This window comes from Vogesella fluminis, assembly GCF_014652335.1.
Lineage (GTDB): Bacteria > Pseudomonadota > Gammaproteobacteria > Burkholderiales > Chromobacteriaceae > Vogesella > Vogesella fluminis.
Map to the genome: position 1 here is coordinate 45,495 of NZ_BMYP01000001.1, position 26,977 is coordinate 72,471.

A 26,977-nucleotide genomic window follows, 5' to 3' on the forward strand; every position below is an offset into this window, starting at 1 on the left:
GGAGCATGCTATGAAGCAGCAACGTGGTTTTTCCCTGTTGGTGGTGCTGGCGCTGGCCATCGTGTTGTCGGTGGTGCTGCTGGGCTTCTTCAAGCTGCTGCCGGTGTATACCGAGTATTTTGCGATCAAGAAGACGATCGACGAAATGGTGGTGACCCCGGGAAAAACCGAAGGAGAGCTGCGTCGCGAATTCAGGAACCGCACCACGGTGCAGGGCATCGCCTCGATCAGGCCGGAAGACCTGCTGATCCTGACGACACCGACCACGGTCGGCATCGGCGTGCGCTATCGCCGCGAAGTGCCGCTGGTCGACCATCTCGGCCTGATCCTTTCTTTTGAACATGAGGCAGGTACCCCTGTCCTGGAATCGAATCCCTAAATACAGTGAATCAGTCTGATCAACGTTTCCGGCGCCTGTGTACGGCGCTGGATTATTCTTTTAGCCGCTTCGAATTGCTGCGTCAGGCGGTAACCCATCGCAGCTTCGGTGCGCCGAACAACGAACGCTTCGAGTTTGTTGGCGACAGCATTCTCAACTACACCGTCGCCAGGATGCTGTTCGATCACTTTCCGAAACTGTCGGAAGGCGAACTGTCGCGCCTGCGCGCCAACCTGGTGAACCAGAGCACGCTGGCCGAGATCGCGCAGCAGCTGAAGCTGGGCGACTACCTGTACCTGGGCGAGGGCGAGCTGAAGAGCGGCGGCTTCAACCGGCCGTCGATCCTGGCCGATGCGGTGGAGGCCATCTTTGCTGCCATCAGCTTCGATACCGACTTCATGGCGGCGGAGCGGGTGGTACGCCGCCTGTACCAGGAGCGCGTGGCCGCCATCGACCCCAGCAAGCACGCCAAGGATGCCAAGACCCGGCTGCAGGAAGCGCTGCAGGCGCGCCGGCTGTCACTGCCACGCTACAGCATCCTGTCGCAGAGCGGCGAAGCGCACGAGCAGAGCTTCCGCGTACAGTGCGATCTGGCCGAGTTGGACATCATCACCACCGGTGACGGCGTCAGCCGCCGCGGGGCAGAGCAGCAGGCGGCCGATGCGGCGCTGCTGCTGCTTGAACAACACTTTGCCGCAGGCAAGAAATAAGCCATGACCGATACCGATTTCCGCTGTGGCTTTGTCGCCATCGTCGGCCGCCCCAATGTGGGCAAATCCACGCTGATGAACCATCTCATCGGCCAGAAGATCAGCATTACCTCGAAGAAGGCGCAGACCACGCGCCACCGCGTCAACGGCATCCATACCGAGCCGAACGCGCAGTTCGTGTTCGTCGATACCCCCGGTTTTCAGACCTTTCACAAGGGCGCGCTCAACGCCACGCTGAACCAGTCGGTGAAGGACACCCTTGGCAGCGTCGATTGTGTGCTGTTCGTGCTGGAGGCGATGCGACTGTCCAACGCCGACCGCGAAGTGATGGCGCTGCTGCCCAAGAACACGCCGGTGATTCTGGTGCTGAACAAGGTCGACAAGGCCAAGGACAGCCTGATGCTGAACGCCTTTATCCAGCAGGTGCGCGAGGAGTTCGAATTCGCCGATGCCGAAGTGGTCAGCGCCAAGCACGGCCAGCGTCTGGCCGAGCTGCTGGACAAGGTGCGCCCGCATCTGCCGGCCTCGGTGCCGCTGTATCCGGAGGACATGATCACCGACAAGAGCCAGCGCTTCCTTGCCGCCGAGATCGTGCGCGAAAAGCTGTTCCGCTACCTGGGTGAAGAACTGCCGTACGAGATGAACGTGGAAGTCGAGGCGTTCGAGGTCGACGGTCACATGTTCCGTATCCACGTCGCCATCCTGGTGGACAAGGAAGGGCAGAAGCCGATCGTGATCGGTCGTGGCGGCGAGAAACTGAAGAAGATTTCTACCGAGGCCCGTCTCGACATGGAGCAGTTGTTTGACTGCAAGGTGTTCCTCGAGGTGTGGGTGAAGGTGAAATCCGGCTGGGCTGACGATGTGCGCTTCCTGCGCGATTTCGGCCTGAGCTGAGACTGAGCAAAGGTTGGCCGCATGTTTGCCCGTACCCCGACACCGCCCTACTGGGCGGTGATTTTTAGCAGCCAGCGCAGCGCGGTCGATGAGGGCTACGCCGACATGGGCGAGCGCATGGTCGAACTGGCGGCCGAGCAGCCCGGTTTTCTCGGCGTGGAAAGCGTGCGCGATGCCGATGGCTTCGGCATCACCGTGTCGTACTGGGACAGCGAAGCGGCCATCGCGGCGTGGAAGGCCAATAGCGAGCACCAGCTGGCGCAGCGGCAGGGCTTTGCGCAGTGGTATGCCGGCTTCGAGCTGCGCGTGGCGCAGGTTGGCCGCGTGCACAGCTGGCGCAAGCCGCAGGCGGGGACGGATGCAGCAGGGCCGGGTTGATCGCCAGCCGGCCTACGTGCTGCACACCCAGCCCTACCGCGAGACCAGCCTGCTGGTGGAAGTGCTGACCCGCGATTACGGCCGTTTCACGCTGGTGGCGCGCGGTGCGCGGCGGCCACGCTCCGACTTGCGCGGGCTGTTGCTGCCGTTCCAGCCCTTGCAGCTGGCCTGGTTCGGCAAGGGCGAATTGCGCACCCTGCACACCGCCGACTGGCGCGGCGGTGTGCCGCAGTTTGCTGGTGCGCGGCTGGTGACCGGTTTCTATCTCAACGAGCTGGTGCTGCGCCTCGCGGCCCGCGACGACCCGTCGCCGGCGCTGTTCAAGCTGTACGATCGCGCGGTGCGCAGCCTGGTCGACCATGCGCAAACCGCCATCGTGCTGCGCCGCTTCGAGCTGGCGCTGCTGGAAGAGCTGGGCTACGCGCCGGCACTGACGCAGGATCACCTGGCGCAGGCCATCGTGCCGCAGGCGCGCTACCTGTGCCGCTTCGGCGCCGCGCCGGAGCCGACCGACAGTGAACAGGCGCCGCGCGGTGCGGCCAACGTCAGTGGCGCCACCTTGCTGGCGCTGGCCGCCGCCGATTTCGAGCAGCCGCAAACCCGGCGCGAAGCGCGCCTGCTGTTGCGGCTGTTGCTGGATGAATTGCTGGGCCCGGAGCCGCTGGCTTCGCGCGAACTGCTGACTACCCTCTACGCGCTGTCCGACTGACGGCGCGCCTTGCCGGAGATACAGAATGATACTGCTAGGTGTGAACATTGATCATGTGGCGACGCTGCGCCAGGCACGCGGTACCCGTTTCCCCAGCCCGATCGAAGCGGCGCTGGTGGCCGAATCCAGCGGTGCCGACCTGATCACGCTGCATCTGCGTGAAGATCGCCGCCATATCCAGGACCACGATGTCGACACCATGCGCCGCGTGATCAAGACGCGCATGAACCTGGAAATGGCGCTGACCGACGAGATGCTGGCCAACGCGCTGCGGGTGCAGCCGGAAGACGTGTGCCTGGTGCCGGAAAAACGCGAGGAAGTCACTACCGAGGGCGGCCTCGACGTGATCCGCTACTTTGACCAGGTGCGCGACTTCACCCGCCAGCTGACGGCAGCCGGCAGCCGGGTGTCGATCTTCATCGACCCCGACCGCGAGCAGATCCAGGCCGCGTTCGATGCCGGCGCCCGCGTGATCGAGCTGCACACCGGCGCCTACGCCCACGCCGATTTCAAGCATGACGAGCAGCAGGCCGAACTGGCGCGCATCCGCGAGGCGGCGGTGTTCGGCAGCCATCTCGGCATGGTGGTCAATGCCGGCCACGGCCTCAACTACCACAACGTCAAGCCGATCGCCGCGATCGAGGAGATCGCCGAGCTGAACATCGGCCACGCGCTGGTCAGTCACGCGCTGTTTGTCAGCTTTGCCGAGGCGGTGCGCCAGATGAAGGCGCTGATGATCGAAGGTCGTCAGGGACTGTAATGATTTACGGCATCGGCACCGACATGGCGCGCATCGAGCGCTTCGACGCGCTGCTGGTGCGGCATGGCCTGCGTTGCGGCCAACGTTTGCTGGCCGAATCCGAGCGGGCCGAGCTGGCGCAGGCGAAACAGCCGGCACGTTTTCTTGCCAAGCGCTTCGCCGCCAAGGAGGCACTGGGCAAGGCGCTGGGTACCGGCGTGCGCGCGCCGGTGCTGCTGACCGCGATCGCCGTGGTGCACGATGCGCTGGGCAAGCCGATGTTTGCCTTTTCCGATCCGCTGCAGGCCTTTCTGCACCAGTGCGGCATCTGTGCGGTGCACCTGTCGATCAGCGATGAACAACAACACGCGTTCGCTTTCGTGGTCTGCGAAAGCGCGCTTGCGGCCAACCCTTGATGGCGTCCACTCCATGAACAAGCTTCCCCTGCAATTGCCCCGCGGCCCGGTGATGATCGACGTCGCGGCCTTTACCCTGACCGCTGCCGAGCGCGAACGGCTGTGCCACCCGCTGATCGGCGGCGTGATCCTGTTCCGCCGCAATTTCCAGAACATAGAACAGCTGCAGGCGCTGACCGCCGAGATCCGCGCGCTGCGCGAGCCGCAGCTGCTGATCGCCGTCGATCACGAAGGCGGCCGCGTGCAGCGCTTCATCGACGGCTTCACCCGCCTGCCGCCGATGCGGGTGCTGGGCGAGGCGTGGGATGTCAACGCCGACAAGGCGGCGGAATTGACGTGCCAGGTCGGCTACGTGCTGGCCGCCGAGCTGCGTGCCTGCGGCATCGACCTCAGCTTCACCCCGGTGCTGGACCTGGACTGGGGGCAGTGTGCGGTGATCGGCAACCGCAGCTTCCACCGCGACCCGCAAGTGGTGGCGGAGCTGGCGCTGGCACTGCAGCAGGGTCTGGCCGGCGGCGGCATGGCCACCTGCGGCAAGCATTTCCCCGGCCACGGTTTTGTCGAGGGCGACAGCCATCACGTGATTCCGGTCGATGAGCGGACGCTGGCGCAACTGCAGGCCGACGACCTGCAGCCGTTTGCGCGGCTGGCGACGGCCGGCATGGCCTCGGTGATGCCGGCACACGTGGTCTATCCGGCGGTGGACGCGCAACCGGCCGGCTTCTCGCGGCGCTGGTTGCAGGACATCCTGCGCGGTGAGCTGGGCTTCGACGGCGTGATCTTCTCCGACGACCTGACCATGGAAGGCGCCGCCGGCGTCGGCAATATCGTCGAGCGTGCCCGTGCTGCCTTTGACGCCGGTTGCGACATGGCCCTGGTGTGCAACCGTCCGGATCTGGCCGACCTGCTGCTGGCCGAACTGGCCGATCCGCAGATTGCAAGGTTGGCCGCACGGTTGCAGAAGATGGCCGGGCAGGGCGCGCAGGCGGACTGGCAGGCGCTGCTGGCCTCCGACGGCTTCGCGCAGGCGCGCGCGGCGGTGCGGCAGCTGAGCATGCCCAAGGATGCATTGGCCGGGCCGGCAGTGGGCGAGGCCTGCTGAGTTAATCCGTCCACAGCAAGCGACAAGGGCAGCCGGATGGCTGCCCCTTTTCACGTCTGCTTTACGGTTACGCCGATTGTGGCGCGGCGCGTCGAGGCATCGCAGCTCAGGCCCACACCACGCCGGCGGTGAGCACTTCTTCCGCATGCTGCAGTGCAGTGGTCAGATCGGGCTGGATGTTGCGGCTGCCCATCTCGCTGGCAAGGCGTGCCTGCTTCAGCATCTGCATCACCTCGGTGCCGGCACCGCACAGGATCAGGGTACGCCCCTGTGCCTTCAGGTGCCGGTTCAGCGCCGACAGCGCCAGCAGGCCGGTGGTGTCCAGCATCACCAGCCGGTGCAGTTGCAGGATGATCACCCGCGCTTCGGGGCGGGCATTGGCGATGGCCTCGATGCGGTCGGTGGCGCCAAAAAACAGTGCGCCCTCGATACGGTAGGCGATACAGCCATCGGGAATGTATTTGCCGGCAATGGAATGGCGTTCGTACAGCTGCTGATGCTCAGCCCTCAACTCCTGCACGCTGGTGCTGCCGGCCATGCGCTGGATGAAGAATACCGCTGCGATCATCAGTCCGATCTGCACCGCGATGGTAAGGTCGAACACGACGGTCAATATGAAGGTCACTGCCAGTACCAGCGTGTCGCGCTTCGGAAACTGTGCCGCCTTGCGGATGTCCCAGTCCCCCATCTTGATGGCGACCGCGATCAGGATGGCGGCCAGCACTGCCAGCGGGATGTAGGCCGCCAGCGGTGCCGCGATCAGGATTACCAGCAGCAGGAACAGTGCGTGCACGATGCCGGAAACCGGGGTCTTGCCGCCGTTGTTGATGCTGGTGGCGGTGCGGGCGATAGCGCCGGTGGCCGGGATGCCGCCGAAGAACGGCACCACCATGTTGGCGATGCCCTGTGCGATCAGCTCCTGGTTGGCGTCGTGCTTGTCGCCGGTCAGGTTGTCGGCAACCACGGCGCAGAGCAGCGATTCGATGGCGCCGAGCAGGGCGATGGTGAAGGCCGGGGCCAGCAGGTCGGACAGGTGTTCCGGATCAAAAGCCAGGCCGTGTAGCTCGGGCAGTCCTTGCGGAATGCCGCCGAACTTGCTGCCGATGGTGGCCAGCGGCAGCGAGAACAGGCTGACGGTCAGCGTGGCCAGCACCAGTGCTACGAATGGTCCCGGCAGCTTCCGGTTCAGTGATTTCGGCCACAGCAGGATCAGCAGCAGCGAGGCGGCGGAAACTGCCAGTGTCAGCGGGTCGAGCTGGTTGATGGTGTGGCGCAGGATATCGACAACGGCAAAGAAACCGCTGGGCATGCTGCCGATCGGCAGGCCGAAGAAGTCCTTCAGCTGGGTGAGCAGGATCAGCACCGCGATGCCGTTGGTGAAGCCGGTAATCAGCGGCATCGGAAAGAATTTGATCACCTGTCCCAGGCGCAGCAGCCCCATCAGTACCAGCATCGCGCCGGCCATGAAGGTGCAGATGATCAGGTTGGCAATGCCGTATTTGACCACGATGCCGTAGATGATGACGATGAAGGCGCCGGTCGGGCCGCTGACCGATGTCTTGCTGCCGCCCAGCAGCGAGGTCAGGAAACCGGCGATGACGGCAGTGAAAATGCCGGCCTGTGGCGGTACACCGCTGGCAATGGCAAACGCCATCGCCAGCGGCAGTGCGACGATGCCGACGGTAATGCCGGCCAGCACGTCCTGGCGCAAGGTGCTCTTGTCGTAGTGGCGCAGGGTGTGCAGCAGGGCGGGGTGAAAGCGGGGGGGAGGCATAGGGTGGGCTCGGCTGGCAACTGGAGAGTCACAGCCTAGTAAAAACCCCGGTGTCGCTCAAGGGTTTTATGCAAGTATGCCGCCGGAGCGTCTTGAATTTGCCGGCAGAATGATGAGAAGAGAGGTTTGCGCAAAAGGCCGGGCATCCGGTCCGGCCTTGCTGGTGCTGCTTATTTCCACACCGGTTTTGGCGGGGTGCCGTCGGAAGTGGTCATGATTTCGTAGCCGGTTTCGGTAACCAGCACGGTGTGTTCCCACTGCGCCGACAGGCTGCGGTCCTTTGTGACCACAGTCCAGCCATCGGCCAGCAGGCGCAGGTGGCGCTTGCCCTGGTTGATCATCGGCTCGATGGTGAAGATCATGCCGGCTTTCAGTTCCATGCCGGTGCCCGGCTGGCCGTAGTGCAGCACTTGTGGCTCTTCGTGGAACTTGGTGCCGATGCCGTGGCCGCAGAATTCCTGCACCACGCTGTAGCCGGCGCCTTCGGCGTGGCGCTGGATGGCGTTGCCGATATCGCCCAGGTGCGCGCCCGGTTTCACCTTCTCGATGCCCTTCCACATGCACTCGTAGGTAACCTTGCACAGGCGGCGCGCAAAGTCGCTGACCTGGCCGACGTAGTACATGCGGCTGCTGTCGCCGTGGTAGCCATCCTTGATCACGGTGATGTCCATGTTGAGGATGTCGCCGCTTTTCAGCGGTTTGTCGTCGGGAATGCCGTGGCAGATCACGTGGTTGATCGAGGTGCAGATCGATTTCGGATACGGAATACCACCATCCGGTGCGTAATTCAGCGGCGCCGGAACGGTGTCCTGCACATTGACCATGTAGTCGTGGCAGAGCTGGTTCAGTTCGTTGGTGGTGACGCCGGGCTTGACGAAGGGCGTGATGTAGTCGAGTACTTCCGCGGCGAGCCGTCCGGCGACGCGCATTTTTTCGATATCGTGCTGGCTTTTGATCAGTGTGGACATGCGTTCATCGCTTGATGGGTTCAAGCTGCAATGATAACAAATATCACGTTAGCGGACGACCCGCGCCGTCTGCCTGCGTGCGGCCAGCATGTCAGGCCAGGAACTGGTTCGGGTAGATTTCGTCGATCAGGGTACGGCAGTCCACGATGCGCAGATCGTTGTCCTTGGCAAAATCCATCAGGAAGCGGAACACCTGCGGCTGGTTTTTTTCCAGCTTCTTGTCTACCGCGACGCAGCGGACATTGTCCAGCATCATCGGGCGTACAAACTGGTGATAGGCCAGCTTCTGGTCGTCGCCAAACGACGAGAGGATGCCGGCGAGGCGTTCGGCCCAGTCGCTGGGGCGGAAGGTGCGGCCTTCGGATGTCAGGCCTTGGATAACGATTTCGTATGGATTACAGATCATGGCTTAACCGGGCGCGTTCTTGAGTGGGTGTGGTCTCTTGCCCTGTGCTGAATTGTTGTTTTGGCAGAGCAAACTGTTCTGCGCTGTCAGTCACGGTTCGGGTTTACCCGCTATTCTACCGCAAAACCGGGTGGGCATCATCCTGCAAGGCGGCAGCAGGATGGCGGCTTTCCCCAATATCAAATCCGGCGGAATGGTGGCAGGGCGGCCAGCAGGCGTTTGCCATAGTTCTGGCGCACGATGCGGGTGTCAAGAATGGTGATGCGGCCATAGTCCTGCTCGGTACGGATCAGGCGGCCGACGGCCTGGATCAGCTTGATCGACGCCTCCGGCACCGTCAGCTCCACAAACGGGTTGCCGCCGCGTTTCTCGATCCAGCGCGACAGGGTGCGGCCGACCGGATCATCCGGCATCGCGAACGGCAGCTTGGCGATGATCACGTGCACGCAGGCTTCGCCCGGCAGGTCCAGCCCCTCGGAGAACGAGTCCAGCCCGAACAGCACGCTGGCGCGGCCGGCCTGCAGCGCGTCGCGGTGATTCTGCAGCAGCACCGCCTTGGGCAGCTCGCCCTGCATCTGCACCCGTTCGCGCAGGTTGGCCGCAAGCCCTTCCGCCACTTCCTGCATCTGCTTGCGCGAGGTGAATAGCACCAGCGTGCCGACCGCCTCGTTGAGGTCGACCAGCTTGGGCAGCCAGTCGATGATTTCGCGGGTGTGGCCGGCCGGGTCTTTCGGGGTGCTGAGCAGCGGCGGCACGTACAGCTCGCCCTGTTCGCTGAAGTTGAACGGCGAATCCAGCGCCACGGTCTGCACCTGCTCCAGCCACTTGAGGCCGGTTTGCGACAGCAGCAGGTCGAAAGTGCCCAGCGAGCGCAGCGTGGCCGAGGTCAGCACCGCGCCGGCGGCACGGCGCCACAGCGTGGCGGCGAGGCTGCCGGCGGCGCTCACCGGCGAGGCGGAGAACAGGTAGTCGCCCTTGCCGTCGGCGCGGCGGGTCACCCACTTGGCGATCGGCGGCGCGTTTTCTTCCGGTTCCTTCTCGAACAGGTCCCACAGCGCCATCAGCTGTTCACACTTGCCGACCATGAAGCCGACGTCGGAGCTGGTCTTGTCGATCAGCAGCGTCTCCTGCTGCTTGTCCTTGCGCAACTGGCCGAGGCCGTCGCTCATGCCGGTCAGGTTCTTGTAGAGCATGCGCGCCGACAGCGCCATGTTGGCCGCAGGGATCTTCATCGACTCCGGCAGCACGCCGTCCTCGATCAGCCACGACGGCTCCAGATTGTCGCTGCTGGCTTCCAGCGACGACTCGGTCTGCAGCAGCCACAGCCACTCGGTGAGACTCTCCATGCAGGCCGCCGCCGCCTCGCAGGCGTTGCTGGCCAGCTCCGGCTTGTCGATCAGGCTTTCGACGCGGGTGGCCAGCGGCGTGACCTTGTCCAGCCATGCCATCGCCTGCGCCAGGCTGTGCTCGGCGGCGAACTGGTTGACCGCCTTCTTGGCCAGGTGGTGCGCTTCGTCGATGCAGTAGAAGCTGTTTTCAGGTGCCGGCAGGATCACGCCGCCGCCCATCGCCACGTCGGCCAGCATCAGGTCGTGGTTGGCGACCACGATGTCGACGGTTTCCAGCGTTTCGCGCGCCAGGTAGAACGGGCACTCCGGACGGTTGGGGCAGCCGGCTTTCAGGCAGCCGTGGCGGTCGTTGGTGACGCGGCGCCACAACTCGTCGTTGATCATCTCCGGCCAGCTGTCGCGGTCGCCGTTCCACTTGCGGTAGTAGAAGGCGTCGGCCAGCTGGCGCAGCGCCTCGATCTCGCCCTGTTCCGGCTTGCGCTCCCACAGTGCCAGCGCCGGGTCCTGCGCGATCAGCTCGCCCTGAGCGGTGTCGGCGGTGAGCTGGTACAGGCGGTACGGGCACAGGTAGCGGCCGCGGCCCTTGGCCAGTGCGAAGGTGGCCGGCAGGCCGCTTTTCTCGATGGTGAACGGCAGGTCGCGGTTGACCAGCTGTTCCTGCAGTGCGATGGTGGCGCTGGTGACCACCAGCTTCTTGCCGCGCGACTTGGCCATCACGCCGCCGGCCAGCAGGTAGGCCAGGCTCTTGCCGACGCCGGTCGGACCTTCGATCACGGCGATGCTCTCGCCGTTGCGTTCCGGTGCGTCGTCGCTGTCTTCGGCCTTGCTCAGGGTGTTGCCGAAGGCGTTGGCGACGGTGGCCAGCATCTGGCGCTGGGCGGCACGGGGGCGGAAGCCCGGCAGGTTGTCGGCAATGGCGCGATAGTACTCGCGCAGGGAATCTTTTTCGGCGTCAGTCAGCATCCGCGCATTGTAGCGGATTGGCCGCCCGCCTGCTTTGCCGCGTCGCCGGCCGGGCGACCCCGCAACGCCGTTTAGCAGTCTGTCATCGGGGCGGCTAGACTGGGAGCACGGCTGGCGCCGCAGGAGGAAACCATGACACCAGTAAGCCGGGTCTTGATCGTCAGCAACGACGCACGCTGGCAGGCCAGCGTGCTGGCGGGGCTGAACGCGGCCGCCGCGAAGCTGCACAATCCGCTGGGGCTGTGCTTTGCCAGCGTCGCCTGCAGCCGCGACGCGCTGGCACAGGTGGCGCACGACGGCGAGCTGCAGTTCGTGCTGCTGGACAAGGGCATGAAGGAGCAGGGGCTGACGCAGCCTGCGGTGGAGCTGGCCAACCAGATCTCCGCGCTGCGGCCGGAGTTGTCGCTGTACATCCTGCTGCAGGACGACGACGAGAAGGTGCTGATGGAGACGCTGGCCAGCCACGCGGTGGACGGCTATTTCTATCGCGACGAGCAGGATTTTCACGGCTGGTTCCGCATCCTCGCCGCCGAGCTGGCGGAGAAATCGGCGACGCCGTTCTACGACCGCCTCAAGCTGTACGTCAGCATGGCCAAGGACTCGTGGCACACCCCCGGCCACTCCGGCGGCGACTCGTTCAAGAACAGCCCGTGGGTGGGCGATTTCTACGATTTCGTCGGTGAGGAAATGCTGCGCGCCGACCTGTCGGTGTCGGTGCCGATGCTGGACTCGCTGCTGCACCCGACCGGGGTGATCGCCGACGCGCAAACGTTGGCCGCAAAGGCGTTCGGCGCGCGCAAGACCTATTTCGCCACCAACGGCACCTCCACCTCCAACAAGGTGATCTTCCAGACGCTGCTGGCGCCGGGCGACAAGCTGCTGCTGGACCGCAACTGTCACAAATCGGTGCACCACGGCGTGATCCTGTCCGGCGCGCTGCCGGTGTATCTCGATTCCTCGGTCAACCGCCACTACGGCATCTTCGGGCCGGTGCCCAAGCAGGTGATCTTCGACGCCATTGCGGCCAACCCTGATGCGCGGGCGCTGATCCTGACCTCCTGCACCTACGACGGCCTGCGCTACGATCTGCCGCCGATCATCGCCGCCGCCCACGCCGCCGGCATCAAGGTGGTGGTCGACGAGGCCTGGTACGGCCACGCCCGCTTCCACCACGCGCTGCGGCCAACGGCGCTGGAATCCGGCGCCGACTATGTCACGCAAAGCACGCACAAGGTGCTGTCGGCGTTCTCGCAGGCGAGCATGATCCACGTCAACGATCCGGCTTTCGACGAGCACCTGTTCCGCGAAAACTTCAACATGCACGCCTCCACCAGCCCGCAGTACAACCTGATCGCCAGCCTCGACGTGGCGCGCAAGCAGGCGGTGACCGAGGGCTTCCGCCTGCTCGACCGCGCGCTGAAGCTGGCGCAGGAATTGCGGCAGAAGATCAACGCCACCGGCGCCTTCCGCGTGCTGGAGCTGGACGACCTGCTGCCGGACAGCGTGCGCGACGACGGCGTCCGCCTCGATCCGACCAAGCTGACGCTGGACATCTCGCAAGCCGGCTACAGTGCCGACGAGTTGCAGCGCGCGCTGTTCGAGCGCTTCAATATCCAGTTCGAGAAGTCCACCTTCAATACCATCACCCTGTTGCTGACGGTGGGCACCACGCGCAGCAAGGTGTCGCGGCTGTTCGATGCGCTGCTGCGGCTGGCCAAGGAGCAGCGCCCGCCACGGCGACTGGGGCGGATGCCGGAAATCCCCGGCTTCACCCGCTTGGCCTGCCTGCCGCGCGATGCCTTCTACGAGACGGGCGAGCGCCTGCCGCTGTTCGACGACGAGGGGCGCGCCAATCCGCAACTGAGCGGCCGTGTCTGTTGCGACCAGATCGTGCCCTACCCGCCGGGCATCCCGGTGCTGGTGCCGGGTCAGGTGATCGACGACGGCATCATCGCCTACCTGGCGCGGTTGCTGAAAACGCAGAAGCACATCGAAATGCACGGTCTGGACGAGGAGGGCGGCGAGTACCGGGTACGGGTGCTGACACTGGTGGAACTGGCGGCGTTGCCGGGGCAGACCAGTGCGGCGGCGCGGGAATGAGCGCCAGCGCGCTGCTGTTGATTATGCTAAACACCGGAAATTTCCTAGCCGGCTGATTCATATCGGTTTTTTTGAAAAATTGCGTGCGGGCGCTGGCGCGCAAATGCCACACAGGCTTGTCACCAGATTGGATTTCGGATACATATAACCATGTCGCAATTCTGTAAAACATGAAATAGACATGGGCAGATATTGCGACAATCCGAGCCAGGCAACGCCAGTTTGCGTGTAGTAATGTGCCACTGCGCATGAAAACGCCACGTTTTCACGCTGCCGTGGCATTCATTTTTTCCGGAATTCAACATGACCAAAACCAGACATTTTTTACAATTCAGCGACCTGACAGCCGAAGAGTGCCAGCACATCTTCCACCGAGCGCAGGTTCTGAAGCGACGACATGTCTCTGGCGAGCTGTACCGTCCGCTGCCGGGCAAGGTCATGACCATGATTTTCGAGAAGAATTCCACGCGCACCCGCGTGTCGTTCGAGGCCGGCATGTCGCAGCTGGGCGGCCACGCCATGTTCCTGGACGGCAAGAGCTCGCAGATCGGTCGCGGCGAGCCGGTGGAAGACACCGCGCGCGTGCTGTCGCGTATGAGCGACATCATCATGATCCGCACCTTCGAGCAGAACATGGTGGAGACGCTGGCCGCCAACTCGCGCGTGCCGGTGATCAACGGCCTGACCAACGAATACCATCCGTGCCAGATTCTGGCCGATATCCTGACCTATATTGAACACCGTGGTGACATCCGCGGCAAAACCGTGGCCTGGATCGGCGATGGCAACAATATGAGCCGCACCTGGCTGCAGGCGGCCAAGCTGCTGGGCTTCAAGTTGCAGATCGCGACCCCGGTCGGTTACGAGCTGACGGTGCTGGACGGCCAGGACTACGGCGCGGACTGCTTCGCCGCATCGAACGACCCGATGACCGCCGCGCGCGGCGCCGACCTGGTGACCACCGACGTGTTCACCAGCATGGGTTACGAGGGCGAGGCCGAGGCGCGCCGCCAGGCCTTCGACGGTTTCATGGTCACCAGCGAGCTGATGGCTGCGGCCAACCCTGACGCGCTGTTCATGCACTGCCTGCCGGCACACCGCGGCGAAGAGGTGGCTGCCGCTGTCATTGACGGCCCGCAAAGCGTAGTATGGGACGAGGCAGAAAACCGCATGCACGCACAAAAAGCCCTGATTGAATACTTGATGCTGGGTCGTATTGACGACTGATCCGGCGGCAACCCAAGCGTATCTGAAAGAGAAAACGATGTCTGATATCAATAAAGTCGTACTTGCCTATTCCGGCGGCCTCGATACTTCGGTGATCCTGAAGTGGCTGCAAGACACCTACCAGTGCGAAGTGGTGACCTTTACCGCCGACCTGGGCCAGGGCGAAGAACTGGAACCGGCACGCCAGAAGGCGCTGCAGTTCGGCATCAAGCCGGAAAACATCTTTATCGACGACCTGCGCGAAGAATTCGTGCGCGACTTCGTGTTCCCGATGTTCCGTGCCAACACCGTGTATGAAGGCGAGTACCTGCTGGGTACCTCCATCGCCCGTCCGCTGATCGCCAAGCGCCAGATCGAGATCGCCAACCTGACCGGCGCCGACGCGGTATCGCACGGCGCGACCGGCAAGGGTAACGACCAAGTGCGTTTCGAGCTGGGCTACTACGGCCTGAAGCCGGACGTGAAAGTGATCGCGCCGTGGCGCGAGTGGGACCTGCTGTCCCGCGAAAAACTGCTGGCCTACGCCGAGAAGAACGGCATCCCGGTAGAAGCCAAGCACAAGGGCGGCGGCGCGCCGTACTCGATGGACGCCAACCTGCTGCACATCTCCTTCGAAGGCCGCCACCTGGAGAACCCGTCCGCCGAGGCCGAGGAAGCCATGTGGCGCTGGAGCGTGTCGCCGGAAGCGGCACCGGATGCGCCGGAATATCTGGATGTGGAATTCGAGAAGGGCGACATCGTGGCGCTGAACGGCGTGCGCCTGAAGGCCCACGAAGTGCTGGCCAAGCTGAACGAGCTGGGCGGCAAGCACGGCATCGGCCGTCTTGATCTGGTGGAAAACCGCTACGTGGGCATGAAGTCGCGCGGCTGCTACGAAACCCCGGGCGGCACCATCATCCTGAAGGCGCACCGCGCCATCGAGTCCATCACCCTGGACCGTGAAGTGGCGCACCTGAAGGACGACCTGATGCCGCGCTACGCCAGCATGATCTACAACGGCTACTGGTGGGCGCCGGAGCGCAAGGCGCTGCAGACCCTGATCGACTACACCCAGCAGAGCGTCAACGGCTGGGTGCGCCTGAAGCTGTACAAGGGCAACGTGATCGTGGTCAGCCGCGACTCGAAGACCGACTCACTGTTTGACATGAACATCGCGACCTTCGACGACGACGGCGGCGCCTACAACCAGGCCGACGCCGGCGGCTTCATCAAGCTGAACGCGCTGCGCATGCGCATCGCCGGCCGCCTGAACAAGTAAGCCGGACTGATCCAGCTTGTCAGACCGCACCTCCTGGGGTGCGGTTTTTTATTGCCGCTTTTATAATCTGCGGCCAACCTTACCGATCCGTATGCAGGGGGCAGCATGAGCGAGGAAGAATTCACCAACTGGTCGATGGGCATCCTGCTCAGCGGGCTGATCATTTTCATGGGCTTCATCATCTGGGATCTGGGCAAGAAATCCGGCGCCGGCAAGACCGGCATGATCGCGCTGTTCGTGGTGCTGGGCTTCGGCGTGATGGGCTTCGTGTTCAAGAACATCCTGGTTGAATTCCTGGTGATGAAATGAGCGGCGGCGCGCGACAGGAAAAGGGCGTCATCAGCCGCTGGCAGGACGAGCGCGGTTTCGGCTTCATCCAGCCGGAGCAGGGTGCGGCGCTGTTTGTGCACGTCAGTGCCTTTGCTGCCACGCCGCGCCGGCCGGCGGTGGGCGACGCGGTGTATTTCTTGCGCGCGCGGGACGACAAGGGCAAGCCACGCGCCAGCTGGGCCGCGTTCGCCGGGGTGCCACAGCAAGCGGTGACGGCGCGGGCGCTGCCGGACAACACGCCGCGGCCGTGGCTGGCGGTGCTGTTCGTGATCGTGCTGTGTGCGCTGTACGTGCGCGGCCTGCTGCCGCGCGACGTGCTGATGCTGTACGCGGTGATCAGCGTGCTGACGGTGCTGGTCTACCACCGCGACAAGGCGGCGGCACTGCGCAATCGCTGGCGCACGCAGGAGCGCACGCTGCACTGGCTGGCGCTGCTGGGCGGCTGGCCGGGCGCGATGCTGGCGCAATACTGGTTCCGCCACAAGTCGACCAAGCCGGCCTTTCGCCGCTGGTTCTGGGCGACGGTGCTGGGCAATGGTGCGCTGCTGGGCTGCGGCCTGTACCAGGGCGAGCGGCTGCTGGCGTTGCTGCGCTGACAATTGCCGGGCGCGGCGCTAGAATATGCGGCAATTTTGATAAGGAAGATGTGATGCCGTCATTTGATACCGTTTCCGAAGTGGATACCGTTGAAGTTCGCAACGCGGTCGACCAGACCAGCAAGGAAGTGGCGACCCGCTACGATTTCAAGGGCACCAGCGCCAGCCTGGAGCTGAAGGAAAAAGTGATTACCCTGCACGGTGACGCCGAATTCCAGATCCAGCAGATCATGGACATCCTGCTGGGCAAGCTGGCCAAGCGTGGCATTGACGTGCGTTGCCTGGAGTACGGCGACGTGAAGCAGGTCGGCGGCAACAAGGCCACTCAGACCGTCACCGTCAAGGAAGGCATCGAGACCGAGCTGGCAAAGAAGATCGTCAAGCTGATCAAGGACGCCAAGCTCAAGGTGCAGGCCAGCATTCAGGGTGAGGCCGTGCGCGTGAGCGGTGCCAAGCGCGACGACCTGCAGGCGGTGATGGCGCTGCTGCGCAAGGAAATTACCGATTTTCCGTTGCAGTTCAATAATTTCCGCGATTGATCATTACCCGTCGCCAGAGCGTGTTCACGTCGCTCAGGTCGTGAGCAGGTTCTCATTGAAGAAGGCTGTCCGGTACGGGCAGCCTTCTTGTCGTATGGCAATGGCTCAGCGCACGTGGATCTTCGCCTCGCCCTGCTGCAGGTTGCCGATGATGCTGGCGTAGCCGAAGCCGGCGGCGTGGAACTGCGCCAGCACGCTGTCGGCCGCCTCCGGCGCCACCGCCACCAGCAGGCCGCCGCTGGTCTGCGCATCGGCCAGCACCCGCAGCTGCCAGTCGGCCACGCTGTCGGCGGTGTGCACGTCCTCGCCGAAGCTGGCCAGGTTGCGCTCGATGGCGCCGGGGCCGTAGCCCTTCTCCGCCCACGCCTGCGCCTCGCGGATCACCGGCACCTTCGCCATGTCCAGATGCGCCGCCAGTTGCGAGCCGCGGCAGATTTCCAGCAGGTGGCCGAGCAGGCCGAAGCCGGTGACGTCGGTCAGCGCGTGCACCTGGTCCATCGCTGCCAGCTGGCTGCCGACCTTGTTCAGCTGCGTGGTGGAGGCGATCAGCGCCTGATAGCCGGCGTCGTCCAGCTCGCCCTTCTTCATCGCCTGCGCCAGGATGCCGACGCCCAGCCCCTTGCCGAGGATCAGCACGTCGCCGTCTTTTGCATCGCAATTGCGCTTGATTTGCTCGGGATGCATCAGCCCCATCACCACCAGGCCGTAGATCGGCTCCGGCGCGTCGATGGAGTGGCCGCCGGCGATCGGGATGCCCGCCTCGCGGCACACCGATTCGCCGCCCTGCAGGATGTCGCGGATGGTTTCCACCGGCAGCGTGTTCACCGGCATGCCGACGATGGCCAGCGCCATGATCGGCGTGGCGCCCATCGCGTAGATGTCGGAGATGGCGTTGGTGGCGGCGATGCGGCCGAAGTCGCGCGCGTCATCGACAATCGGCAGGAAGAAGTCGGTGGTCGCCACCAGCGCCTGGCTGTCGTTGAGGCGGTACACCGCCGCGTCGTCGCTGGTTTCGGCGCCGACCAGCAGGTCCGGGTACGGCAGCTTGTCGCGGTTGCCTGCCAGGATCGCCTGCAATACCGACGGTGCAATTTTGCAGCCACATCCGCCACCGTGCGACAATTGCGTCAATCTGATTCCTGTCATGGCCCACGCCTTCCTATCTATGTTTTTCAAGCTCGCGACCGTAGCACAGCGCCACCAATTTGACGAGATCATCGACGTGCGCACCCCGGCGGAATTTGCCGAAGACCACATCCCCGGCGCCATCAACTGCCCGGTGATGAGCGACGAGGAGCGCGTGCGCGTCGGCACCCTGTACAAGCAGGTGTCGCCGTTCGAGGCGCGCAAGGTCGGCGCCGCCATCGCCGCGCGCAATATCGCGCGCCACCTCGACGAACAGTTCGCGCGCCACCCCAAGTCGTGGCGCCCGCTGGTGTACTGCTGGCGCGGCGGGCAGCGCTCCGGCTCGATGGCGATCATCCTGGCGCAGATCGGCTGGGCGGCGCACCAGCTGCAAGGCGGCTACAAGGCCTATCGCCACCGGGTGCTGGAAGACCTCGCCACCCTGCCGCAGCAGTTCCGCTTCCGCGTGATCAGCGGCCCCACCGGCAGCGGCAAGAGCCGGCTGCTGGCGGCGCTGGCGGCACAGGGCGCGCAGGTGCTGGATCTGGAAGGCCTCGCCGCCCACCGCGGCTCGGTGCTGGGGCGGCTGCCGGACGTGGCGCAGCCGTCGCAAAAGCGCTTCGACAGTCTGCTCGATAGCGCGCTGCAGGCTTTCGACCCGACGCGGCCGGTGTTCGTGGAGGCGGAAAGCAAGAAGATCGGCTTCGTGTCGCTGCCGGACGCGCTGTACAGCCGCATGCACGACAGCGAGTGCCTGCAGCTGGAGGTGCCGCTGGCGGCGCGGGTGGGTTTCCTCAAGCGCGACTACGATTTTTACCTGCGCGAGCCGGAGCGGCTGGTGACCCAGCTCGGCTTCCTGCGCAATGTGCACGGCAAGGCACAGCTGGACGCGTGGGCGGCGATGGCGCGCGGCGGCGATTTCGACACCCTGGTCGGCGAGCTGCTGACCAGTCACTACGACCCGCTGTACCTGCGCTCGCAGGGCAAGCACTACACGCAGGCGGTGCAGCCGCTGGCGGTGCCGGCACTGGACGACGCCACGCTGCAGCAGGTGGCAAGCCAGCTGGCCGGCTGAGGTCGAAAAGGTTGGCCGCATGGCACCATGCCTTGCGGCCAACCCTGGCTGGTCCGAGCACCAGCCATCCCGTCCGCGCCTAGCGCAGCGACCGGGCAGTCGCGGCCACGCGCCGGAAGCGGCTGTGACGCTGCGGCGGATTGACCTCTACCGTGACATGTGCCAGTTGCGGGCAGCCGGTCAGCAGACGGCGAAAATCATCGGCCGTTGCCTTGCCCTCGCAATCCAGTGCCACGATGCAGGCGTAGCGGCCCTTGCCCACCTGCCACAAATGCAGGTCCGTGATGCTGAGCGGCCACGGCCCTGCTTCGAGCAGCGCACGCACCCGTGCCGCCAGTGGTGTATCCATTTCCGCATCCAGCAGGATGCGCCCGGTTTGTTGCAGCAGCCCCTTGGCCCATATCGCCACCAGTACTGCGCCAGCCACACCCATTAGCGGGTCCAGCCATGCCGCCCCCCACAGCTTGCCGGCAAACAGTGCGATGATGGCCAGTACCGAAGTGGCGGCATCGGCCAGTACGTGCAAATAGGCTGAGCGCAAGTTGAGATCGGCATGTATTGCGTGATCATGATCATGACCGTGGCGGTGGCTGTGATCGTGGTGGTGATGGCCATGGTGATGCGCCGCGCCATGATGATGACTGTCGTTCAGCAGCCATGCACACAGCAGGTTGACCAGCAGGCCGAGAAGGGCGATTGCGATGGCCTGGTCATAGTGGATGGGCAGTGGCGACAGCAGGCGTTCCAGCGACTGGAACAACATCAGCGCCGCCACCGCCAGCAGCAGCAGGGCGCTGCTGAAGCCGCCGAGGATTTCGATTTTCCAGGTGCCGAAGCTGAAACGTGTGTCATGCGCGTAGCGCCGTGCGGCGGCGTAGGCCAGTACCGACAACCCCAGGGCCAGCGCATGGGAGCTCATGTGCCAGCCGTCTGCCAGCAGCGCCATCGAATTGAACCACCAGCCGCCAATGATCTCGGCGACCATCATGCCGGCAGTCAGCAATACTGCCCAGCGGGTATTGCGCTCTGCCAGCGGATTGCCTTCGTCAAAAACATGGTGATGCTGGCGTGGGTGGGGCAAGTGTGGCATGTTGGCATTCCGCAGGCTGATTTATACTGCCCCATAGTATATTGACGGCCATGAACATACTACCCCCCAGTACAAAAAGGATCGTGCATGTCCCATCTGCTCCGCAACAACAAGCCGCTGCTCGGCCGCGTGCGCCGCATCAAGGGCCAGGCCGAGGCGCTGGAACGGGCGCTGGAGAACTGCGCCGATTGCAGCGCCGTGCTGCAGCAAATTGCCGCCATCCGCGGTGCCGTCAACGGCCTGATGGCCGGCGTGCTGGAGGATCATATCCGTGAACATATCGGCGCTGCCGATATCAGTACCGAGGCCCGTAATGCCGAGATTGACCAGCTGGTTGCCATCCTGCGCTCCTATCTCAAATAGGCTACCGGGCCGGCAAAAAAAAGGTTGGCCGCAGGCAATGCGGCCAACCTTTCTGTCTGGTGCGGGGCTTACAGCTGCTCCAGCGCCAGCAGTTCCTCCACCGTCTGGCGGCGGCGGATCAGGCGGTCGGACTCGCCGTCCACCAGCACCTCGGCGATCAGCGGCCGGGTGTTGTAGTTGCTGGACATCGACGCGCCGTAGGCGCCGGTGTCGTGGAACACCAGCAGGTCGCCTACGCTGGCTGCCGGCAGGCGGCGCGGCAGCACCACGCCGCCGTCGCCCTGGGTGAACACGTCGCCGGATTCGCACAGCGGGCCGCCGACCACGGTGTCCTTTTCCGGCTTCTGCACGCCGTCCTGCGGCACCACGGTGATGTGGTGGTAGCTGCCGTACATCGACGGGCGCATCAGCTCGTTGAAGCCGGCGTCGACCAGCACGAAGTGGTTGTTGCCGGCGTCCTTGGCGGCGCGCACCTCGGCCAGCAGGTTGCCGGATTCGGCCACCAGATAGCGGCCCGGTTCGATCTCCAGCGCCAGCGGATGGCCGATCACGGCGGCGGCGTCCTGCCGTGCCTGGTCCCACAGCGTGAAGTAATGGTCGGTGTCGATGCTGGCGTCGCCGTCGCGGTAGGGGATCGACAGGCCACCGCCGGCGGAGATGGCGTGCAGGTTGTGGCCGTGGGCCTTCACCTGTTGCACCAGCTCGACCATGGTGCCGCACACCTGCTGCAGGTGGCTGTAGTCGACGCCGGAGCCGATGTGCATGTGCAGGCCGACCAGCTGCAGGCCGTGCTGGCGGATCACGTCCAGCGCCGCCGGCAGGTCGCTGTGCCAGATGCCGTGCTTGCTGTGTTCGCCGCCGGTATTGGTCTTGTTGCTGTGGCCGTGGCCAAAGCCGGGGTTGATGCGCAGCCACACGCGGTGGCCGGGCGAGGCCTCGCCCAGCTGGTGCAGCATGTCGATGGAGCCGGCGTTGACCGGGATGCCGTGCTCGGTCACCGTCGCCAGCGTGTCGCGGTCGACCAGGTCGGCGGTGAACACGATGCCGGACGGCTCGCCGGCGGCGTCATAGCCGGCGGCCAGCGCGCGCAGGATCTCGCCGCGCGACACCGCGTCCACCTTCACCCCTTGTTCGCGCATCAGGCGCAGGATGTGGGTGTTGCTGCACGCCTTCTGCGCAAAACGGATGGTGTCGAACCGGCGCAGCGCGGCGATGCGCTGGCGGATGGTGTCGGCGTCGTACACCCACAGCGGGGTGCCGTAGTGCTGGGCGAGGGCGGCGAGGCGGGCGGTGTCGGGGGTCTGCATCTCTGTTGATCCTTGGCGATTGGGAGCCGGTTCGTGCGGTGCGGGGCGGCGGTATCGGGTGCCTAGCGGTGGCAAACTGCAGGTGCGTCCCGCCAGGCTGAGGGTGCCTTCTGTCTCGTCGGCGTTTTGCGGCCTGTTGCGCTTGCGCCAGGGTTGGCCGCAAGGGAGCGCGATTGCGGTCTGTGCCGCGTGGCGTGCTCCGCCGTAGCCGGCATCATGCCCTTGGTGGGTGATTCAGTAAAATGCTAATATTTTGGCTGGTAATTCATTTTTGATATGGAGTGCGTCGTGAGCATCAGCCATCGTCACATCGAAGTGTTCCGCGCGGTGATGACCAGCGGTAGCGTCACCGGCGCCGCCAGCCTGCTGTACACCTCGCAGCCGACGGTCAGCCGCGAGCTGGCGCGGCTGGAGCAGCTGCTGGGCTTTGCGCTGTTCGAGCGCCAGCGTGGCCGGCTGCAGCCGACGGCGCCGGCGCTGGCACTGTTCGACGAGGTACAGCGCTCCTATATCGGGCTGGAGCGCATCGCCGGCGTTGCGGCCAACCTTGGGCGCCAGGATCGCGGGCAGTTGTCGCTGCTGTGCCTGCCGGCGTTCGCCCACGCGTTGCTGCCGGCGGTGTGCCGCCGCTTTGCCGCCGGCCACCACGGCGTCGGCATCGCCATCACGCCGCAGGAGTCGCCGCTGCTGGAGGAATGGCTGTCGGCGCAGCGCTATGATCTGGGTCTCACCGAGCACGAGGCCGCGCCGCCGGGCACCCGGCTGCAGGCGCAATGGCTGGCCGACGAGGTGTGCGTGCTGCCGGACGGGCACCCGCTGCTGGCGCGCACGGTGCTGGCGCCGCAGGATTTTGCCGGCCAGGCCTTCGTCAGCCTGTCGCCGGACGACCCCTACCGCGTGCAGCTGGACCGCGTGTTTGCCGATGCCGGTGTGGCGCGGCAGATGCTGCTGGAGACGCACAGCGCGGTGGCGGTGTGCGCGATGGTGGCGGCCGGGCTGGGGGTGGCCATCGTCAACCCGCTGACCGCCTTGTCGCTGGCCGGGCAGGGGGTGCAGCTGCGCCGCTTCGCGGTGTCGGTGCCGTTCCGCGTGAGCCTGGTGCTGCCGGAGTTCCGCCCGTCGACGCCGCTGACCGGCGCCTTTGCCGACGCGGTGGTCGCCGAGCTGGCGCACGCCACCGCCGCACTGGCTGAGGCGCTGGCTTGAGCCTGATGGAGGCGGGTAGCGATTGGTGTTGCATTGCAAAAAATGTTGCGCCACGCTATGTAATTGATTAAAAGGTAAAAATCTTGATTTTGGTCGGTGCCGTTGGCTGGCCGTCCGCTATCCTGACGGAATTTTCTGGCGCGACGCGCGGTCAGATGCTGTTATACCCTGCTGTTCGTGCCGCCATTGCCCGCCGCGGCACGCTCCCATCGCAACGTGTCAAACGTGACGCAAACTGTCCAACGGATGACTGAATGGATCAAATACTTTCCCAACTGGCCAACCGCCAAAGTGATACCCCGCCGGTGCCGTATCTGGCACGGCTGGTGGCGCAGGTCCGCCCCGACGACGCCGGCGACTTCGTGCAGGCCACCAGCAATCTGCGTGCGCTGACCTATCTGCTGGCGCGCCACGCCAGCTACCGCGCCGGCCTGCGCCAGGCGCTGATCGACCTGCTCGGTTCCACCCGCCAGGTGCAGCTGTATACCGACACCGGCACGCTGTCCAACGAGACCTTTTCCCAGGCGCTGCGCCGTCGCATCGGCGAGCGCCTGCTGCCGCCGGCGCGCTCGCCCGGTCATCTGGCCGACCAGTTCGGCGTGATCTTCTGCCAGCGCGAGGACTACCGCTGGGTGGCCGCGCTGTCGCAGGAAGTGTGGCAGGAGCTGTGGCAGGCGCTGGCCTGGGACGAGGAGCGGCAGATGGTCGCCAACCCGACGCGGCTGCAGCTCTTGGAAGCGGTACAGGTGCTGACTGCGCGCATCACCGCCATCGGGCTGGAGCCGGAGCTGGTGAAGACCTATCCCGACATCGAACGCTTCGAGTCGCCGTTCCTGCACCTGTCCGCCGAGGCGCAGCGCTATGTTGCCTCGGCGCGCGCGGCGATGGTGGACGAGACCTGCCCCGACGAGGATGACCGCCAGATGCTGGTGCTGCTGGAGCAGTGCGAGGACGTGATCGCCCGCCTGCGCAAGGCGGCGGCCAACCGTGGCGTGTCGGTAAGCCTGAGCTACCACGTCACCCGCCTGCGCCAGCACATCCAGCGCCTGCGCACGCTGCTGGCGCTGCTGGACCCGGAACGCAGCCCGGCGCGCGACGCCACGCTGTTTCGCCTGCTGGCCGAGCTGGTGCGCGCGGACAACCGCAAGTACAGCCTGCGCGACGTGTTCGCCAGCAATACCGAGCTGCTGGCGCGACAGGTCACCGAACACGCCGGCCGCCACGGCGAGCACTACATCGCGGAAAACCGCAGCCAGTGGCTGGCGATGGGCAAGGCGGCAATGGGCGCCGGCGTCATCGTCGGCTTCATGGCGCTGTTCAAGCTGCTGATCGCCACGCTGCACCTGCCGCTGATCTGGGAGGCGCTGGCCTTTGGCCTCAACTACTCGCTGGGCTTCATGCTGGTGCACGTGCTGCACTTCACCATCGCCACCAAGCAGCCGGCGATGACGGCGGCGCGCATCGCCGCCGCCATCCACGAGGCCGGCGGCAAGGCCGACATGGCGGGGCTGGCCGAGCTGGTGGTGAAAGTGATGCGCACCCAGTTCGTGGCCATTCTCGGCAACGTGCTGCTGGCGATCCCGGTGGCGTGGGCCATCGCCGAGGCCTGGCTGTGGCTGGCCGGCACGCCGGTGATCGACGAGGGCAAGGCGGCGTACCTGCTGCACGACCTGCATCCGCTGTCCAGCCTGGCGCTGTTCCACGCCGCCATTGCCGGCGTCTACCTATTCCTGTCCGGCCTGATCGCCGGCTACTACGACAACAAGGCGATCTACCGCCAGATCCCGCAACGGCTGGCCGCGGTGCCGTGGCTGAACCGGTTGCTGGGCGAGGCGCGCACCCGCCGCTTTGCCCACTACGTCGAGCACAACCTCGGCGGCCTGGCCGGCAACTTCTACTTCGGCATGTTCCTTGGCGTCACCGGCACCATCGGCTTTCTGCTTGGCCTGCCACTGGACATCCGCCACATCACCTTCTCGTCGGCCTATCTGTCCTACGCCGCGGTCAGCTACGACTACGCGCTGCCGCTTGCGACGGTGCTGTGGTCGGTGGCCGGGGTGGCGCTGATCGGCATGACCAACCTGCTGGTCAGCTTCAGCCTGGCGCTGTGGGTGGCGCTGCGCTCGCGCAAGCTGCGCGGCAGCGACGCCTTGCCGCTGCTGCCGGCGGTGTTGAAGCGCTTCCTGCGCGGGCCGAAGGCGTTCTTCATTCCGCCGCGGGAACGGGCGGCGGAGCCGGAGGAGGCCGCGCCACCGGCTTGAACCGTTGCCGCTTGATGCCGCGTTTGTCGCCCCGCCCCGCCCCGCGCGGGGCGTTTTGCTGCCGGCGGCTTGTTGCCGCTTTCAGCAGGCGATGGCAGGTACTATCATCATGCTCCGTCACACTGACAGACCAAGATGCAAGCATGATCGATACCTCCTGCAACGACCGCAGCCCCTGGGCTGTTTTCCTGATCTTTCTCCGGCTGGGCCTGAGCTCCTTCGGCGGGCCGCTTGCCCACCTCGCTTACTTTCGCGATGAGTTCGTGATGCGGCGGCAGTGGCTGACCGAGCGCAGCTACGCGGATCTGGTCTCCCTGTGCCAGTTTCTGCCGGGGCCGGCCAGCAGTCAGGTCGGCATCGCGCTCGGCTTGTCTCGATCCGGCTATGCCGGGGCCCTGGCCGCGTGGGCGGGCTTCACGCTGCCGTCGGCGCTTGCCCTGATCCTGTTTGCACTGGGCATCGCCAGCTATGGTGATGCGATGCCGGCTGGCGTGCTGCACGGCTTGAAGGTGGTGGCCGTAGCGGTGGTCGCGCAGGCCGTATGGGGAATGGCGCGCAATCTCTGTCCGGATGCGCCGCGCATCACCCTCATGGCGGCGGCGGCCTGCTTCGTGCTGCTGGTGCCGTCCGTCTGGGGGCAGGTGGGCGTTATCGCCATTGCCGCGGTGATGGGGCTCTTGCTGTTCAAGCCCCAGCCGGGGGGAGCGCATGAGCCGTTGCCGATTGCCATCCGGCGTCGCATTGGCCTGTTCTGGCTGACGCTGTTCCTTGCCTTGCTGACGGGCCTGCCCTTGTTGAGTACGGTATTCCCGAGCCAGACGCTGGCTGTGGTGGATGCCTTCTACCGGGCCGGTTCGCTGGTTTTCGGTGGCGGACATGTGGTGTTGCCGCTGCTGCAAGCCGAAGTGGTGCCTTCCGGCTGGGTCAACAACGACGCCTTTCTGGCCGGCTATGGCGCCGCGCAGGCCGTCCCCGGCCCGCTGTTCACCTTTGCGGCATTCCTTGGCGCATCGATGAACCAGGCACCCACGGGCTGGCTCGGCGGCTTGGTCTGCCTGCTGGCGATCTTTGCGCCGTCCTTCCTGCTGGTCGTGGGAGCCTTGCCGTTCTGGGGGCGTCTGCGCCGCCACACCCGCATGCAAGCGGCGCTGTCCGGCATCAATGCTGCCGTGGTTGGCCTGCTGCTGGCCGCCCTCTATCAGCCGGTATGGACGAGCGCGATTCACGCACCGCAGGACTTCGGCTTGGCGCTTGTGGCGCTGGTCGGCCTGGTGTTCTGGAAACTGCCGCCGTGGCTGGTCGTGGTCGGCAGTGGTGTCGCGGGCGGGGTGCTGGGCATGGCGGGGTGAGCTGTCCTACCTGGCCGATTCGGCGGATCGGGCCGTTGGCGCATCCTGCCTCTTGACGGCAAATGATGCGCTCATGGCCGGTCGCTTGCCCGCTAACCCCATCTGATTACACACAAGTCCGTTGGCATGGCGTATTATCTACGCCCCACCGATTTTGGANTTTAAACCGGGCAAGCTGGATGCCGGCAGTTTATTGCTGCCATTAAGATTGATGCTTGAGAGTCTGGGTATTGAGCTGCAGAAAAGTGGCAATGCCGATAACTCGTGGCTTGAGAAACTGCTTGTTACCTTTGGCGGAACACAATTTCCGGCAACTGCTGCTTTTTCGGAATTTGCCAGAAATACGATTGCCAGTGATGTTGAT

Annotated in this window: 25 protein-coding genes and 1 pseudogene; 19 read left to right on the forward strand and 7 right to left on the reverse strand. The window is 64.9% G+C overall.

Features of this window, described 5'->3' with window-relative positions; all coding sequences use genetic code 11:
• Positions 1-10 precede the first annotated feature (10 nt).
• Genes IE083_RS00200 through nagZ form a run of 8 tightly spaced genes read left to right on the forward strand, consistent with a single transcriptional unit; the run spans position 11 to position 5,327 of the window.
• The gene (locus tag IE083_RS00200; protein WP_189351627.1) at positions 11-379 is read left to right on the forward strand and encodes a DUF4845 domain-containing protein; all 369 of its coding nucleotides are present in this window, start codon (positions 11-13) and stop codon (positions 377-379) included.
• A gap of 5 nt (positions 380-384) precedes the next feature.
• Positions 385-1,089 (forward strand): ribonuclease III, encoded by a 705-nt coding sequence (gene rnc / locus IE083_RS00205; protein ID WP_189351628.1) that lies wholly within the window; start codon positions 385-387, stop codon positions 1,087-1,089.
• Between the two features lie 3 nt (positions 1,090-1,092).
• Complete coding sequence (era, locus tag IE083_RS00210) at positions 1,093-1,983, forward strand: GTPase Era (RefSeq protein ID WP_189351629.1); 891 nt, start codon at positions 1,093-1,095, stop codon at positions 1,981-1,983.
• A 21-nt stretch (positions 1,984-2,004) separates the two neighbouring features.
• Positions 2,005-2,361 carry an antibiotic biosynthesis monooxygenase family protein gene (locus tag IE083_RS00215; RefSeq protein WP_189351630.1) on the forward strand — a complete coding sequence of 119 codons (357 nt, stop codon included), beginning with the start codon at positions 2,005-2,007 and terminating at the stop codon, positions 2,359-2,361.
• Positions 2,342-3,070, forward strand: a complete 729-nt coding sequence (gene recO, locus IE083_RS00220) for a DNA repair protein RecO (RefSeq protein WP_229799513.1) — start codon at positions 2,342-2,344, stop codon at positions 3,068-3,070. Before IE083_RS00215 ends, recO begins: the two co-directional genes overlap by 20 nt.
• 25 nt (positions 3,071-3,095) lie before the next feature.
• Positions 3,096-3,830, forward strand: coding sequence for a pyridoxine 5'-phosphate synthase (gene pdxJ, locus IE083_RS00225; RefSeq protein ID WP_189351632.1), 735 nt, complete (start codon positions 3,096-3,098; stop codon positions 3,828-3,830).
• Complete coding sequence (acpS, locus tag IE083_RS00230; protein ID WP_189351633.1) at positions 3,830-4,225, forward strand: holo-ACP synthase; 396 nt, start codon at positions 3,830-3,832, stop codon at positions 4,223-4,225. The genes pdxJ and acpS overlap by 1 nt, the downstream gene beginning before the upstream one ends.
• A 13-nt stretch (positions 4,226-4,238) precedes the next feature.
• Positions 4,239-5,327, forward strand: coding sequence for a beta-N-acetylhexosaminidase (gene nagZ / locus IE083_RS00235; protein WP_189351634.1), 1,089 nt, complete (start codon positions 4,239-4,241; stop codon positions 5,325-5,327).
• A gap of 106 nt (positions 5,328-5,433) precedes the next feature.
• Here the strand turns inward: nagZ and IE083_RS00240 are convergent, their stop codons facing one another.
• The 4 genes and pseudogenes from IE083_RS00240 to dinG form a co-directional block, all read right to left on the reverse strand.
• Positions 5,434-7,101 carry a SulP family inorganic anion transporter gene (locus tag IE083_RS00240; RefSeq protein ID WP_189351635.1) on the reverse strand — a complete coding sequence of 556 codons (1,668 nt, stop codon included), beginning with the start codon at positions 7,099-7,101 and terminating at the stop codon, positions 5,434-5,436.
• Positions 7,102-7,271: 170 nt separating this feature from the next.
• Positions 7,272-8,069 (reverse strand): type I methionyl aminopeptidase, encoded by a 798-nt coding sequence (map, locus tag IE083_RS00245; protein WP_189351636.1) that lies wholly within the window; start codon positions 8,067-8,069, stop codon positions 7,272-7,274.
• Positions 8,070-8,187: 118 nt separating this feature from the next.
• A pseudogene (locus tag IE083_RS00250) lies at positions 8,188-8,475 on the reverse strand (DUF3579 domain-containing protein); the annotation flags it as partial.
• A 179-nt stretch (positions 8,476-8,654) separates the two neighbouring features.
• A complete protein-coding gene (gene dinG, locus IE083_RS00255) occupies positions 8,655-10,787 on the reverse strand; it encodes an ATP-dependent DNA helicase DinG (protein WP_189351637.1) in 2,133 nt (710 codons plus the stop codon).
• A 132-nt stretch (positions 10,788-10,919) separates the two neighbouring features.
• Between dinG and IE083_RS00260 the strand changes: the two genes are divergently transcribed.
• The 6 genes from IE083_RS00260 to IE083_RS00285 all read left to right on the forward strand — a co-directional run bounded on the left by IE083_RS00260 (position 10,920) and on the right by IE083_RS00285 (position 16,837).
• Positions 10,920-12,887, forward strand: a complete 1,968-nt coding sequence (locus IE083_RS00260; RefSeq protein ID WP_189351638.1) for an aminotransferase class I/II-fold pyridoxal phosphate-dependent enzyme — start codon at positions 10,920-10,922, stop codon at positions 12,885-12,887.
• 303 nt (positions 12,888-13,190) lie between these two features.
• Positions 13,191-14,114, forward strand: coding sequence for an ornithine carbamoyltransferase (argF, locus tag IE083_RS00265; RefSeq protein ID WP_189351639.1), 924 nt, complete (start codon positions 13,191-13,193; stop codon positions 14,112-14,114).
• Positions 14,115-14,151: 37 nt separating this feature from the next.
• Positions 14,152-15,372: an argininosuccinate synthase gene (locus IE083_RS00270; protein WP_189351640.1), complete on the forward strand. Its 1,221-nt coding sequence runs from the start codon at positions 14,152-14,154 to the stop codon at positions 15,370-15,372.
• A gap of 105 nt (positions 15,373-15,477) precedes the next feature.
• A complete protein-coding gene (locus tag IE083_RS00275; RefSeq protein ID WP_189351641.1) occupies positions 15,478-15,681 on the forward strand; it encodes a DUF2788 domain-containing protein in 204 nt (67 codons plus the stop codon).
• Positions 15,678-16,298 (forward strand): DUF1294 domain-containing protein, encoded by a 621-nt coding sequence (locus tag IE083_RS00280; RefSeq protein ID WP_189351642.1) that lies wholly within the window; start codon positions 15,678-15,680, stop codon positions 16,296-16,298. The genes IE083_RS00275 and IE083_RS00280 overlap by 4 nt, the downstream gene beginning before the upstream one ends.
• Before the next feature lie 53 nt (positions 16,299-16,351).
• Positions 16,352-16,837 (forward strand): YajQ family cyclic di-GMP-binding protein, encoded by a 486-nt coding sequence (locus IE083_RS00285; RefSeq protein WP_189351643.1) that lies wholly within the window; start codon positions 16,352-16,354, stop codon positions 16,835-16,837.
• A gap of 105 nt (positions 16,838-16,942) precedes the next feature.
• Here IE083_RS00285 and selD read toward each other — a convergent pair whose 3' ends face one another.
• Positions 16,943-17,983, reverse strand: a complete 1,041-nt coding sequence (gene selD / locus IE083_RS00290; protein ID WP_189351644.1) for a selenide, water dikinase SelD — start codon at positions 17,981-17,983, stop codon at positions 16,943-16,945.
• Positions 17,984-18,002: 19 nt separating this feature from the next.
• Here selD and mnmH point away from each other — a divergent pair, with 19 nt between their 5' ends.
• Complete coding sequence (gene mnmH / locus IE083_RS00295) at positions 18,003-19,037, forward strand: tRNA 2-selenouridine(34) synthase MnmH (protein WP_189351645.1); 1,035 nt, start codon at positions 18,003-18,005, stop codon at positions 19,035-19,037.
• Positions 19,038-19,116: 79 nt separating this feature from the next.
• Here the strand turns inward: mnmH and dmeF are convergent, their stop codons facing one another.
• Entirely contained in the window at positions 19,117-20,127 is a 1,011-nt protein-coding gene (gene dmeF / locus IE083_RS00300) for a CDF family Co(II)/Ni(II) efflux transporter DmeF (RefSeq protein ID WP_189351646.1), read from the reverse strand.
• Positions 20,128-20,214: 87 nt separating this feature from the next.
• Here dmeF and IE083_RS00305 point away from each other — a divergent pair, with 87 nt between their 5' ends.
• The gene (locus IE083_RS00305) at positions 20,215-20,490 is read left to right on the forward strand and encodes a metal/formaldehyde-sensitive transcriptional repressor (RefSeq protein ID WP_189351647.1); all 276 of its coding nucleotides are present in this window, start codon (positions 20,215-20,217) and stop codon (positions 20,488-20,490) included.
• A 68-nt stretch (positions 20,491-20,558) separates the two neighbouring features.
• Here IE083_RS00305 and lysA read toward each other — a convergent pair whose 3' ends face one another.
• A complete protein-coding gene (lysA, locus tag IE083_RS00310; RefSeq protein ID WP_189351648.1) occupies positions 20,559-21,797 on the reverse strand; it encodes a diaminopimelate decarboxylase in 1,239 nt (412 codons plus the stop codon).
• 288 nt (positions 21,798-22,085) lie between these two features.
• On the opposite strand from lysA, the gene IE083_RS00315 reads away from it, so the two are divergent.
• The 3 genes from IE083_RS00315 to chrA all read left to right on the forward strand — a co-directional run bounded on the left by IE083_RS00315 (position 22,086) and on the right by chrA (position 26,613).
• Positions 22,086-23,003, forward strand: a complete 918-nt coding sequence (locus tag IE083_RS00315) for a LysR family transcriptional regulator (RefSeq protein ID WP_047967555.1) — start codon at positions 22,086-22,088, stop codon at positions 23,001-23,003.
• A gap of 254 nt (positions 23,004-23,257) precedes the next feature.
• Complete coding sequence (locus tag IE083_RS00320; RefSeq protein WP_189351649.1) at positions 23,258-25,264, forward strand: site-specific recombinase; 2,007 nt, start codon at positions 23,258-23,260, stop codon at positions 25,262-25,264.
• A gap of 143 nt (positions 25,265-25,407) precedes the next feature.
• Complete coding sequence (gene chrA / locus IE083_RS00325) at positions 25,408-26,613, forward strand: chromate efflux transporter (RefSeq protein WP_189351650.1); 1,206 nt, start codon at positions 25,408-25,410, stop codon at positions 26,611-26,613.
• Positions 26,614-26,977: the final 364 nt, after the last annotated feature.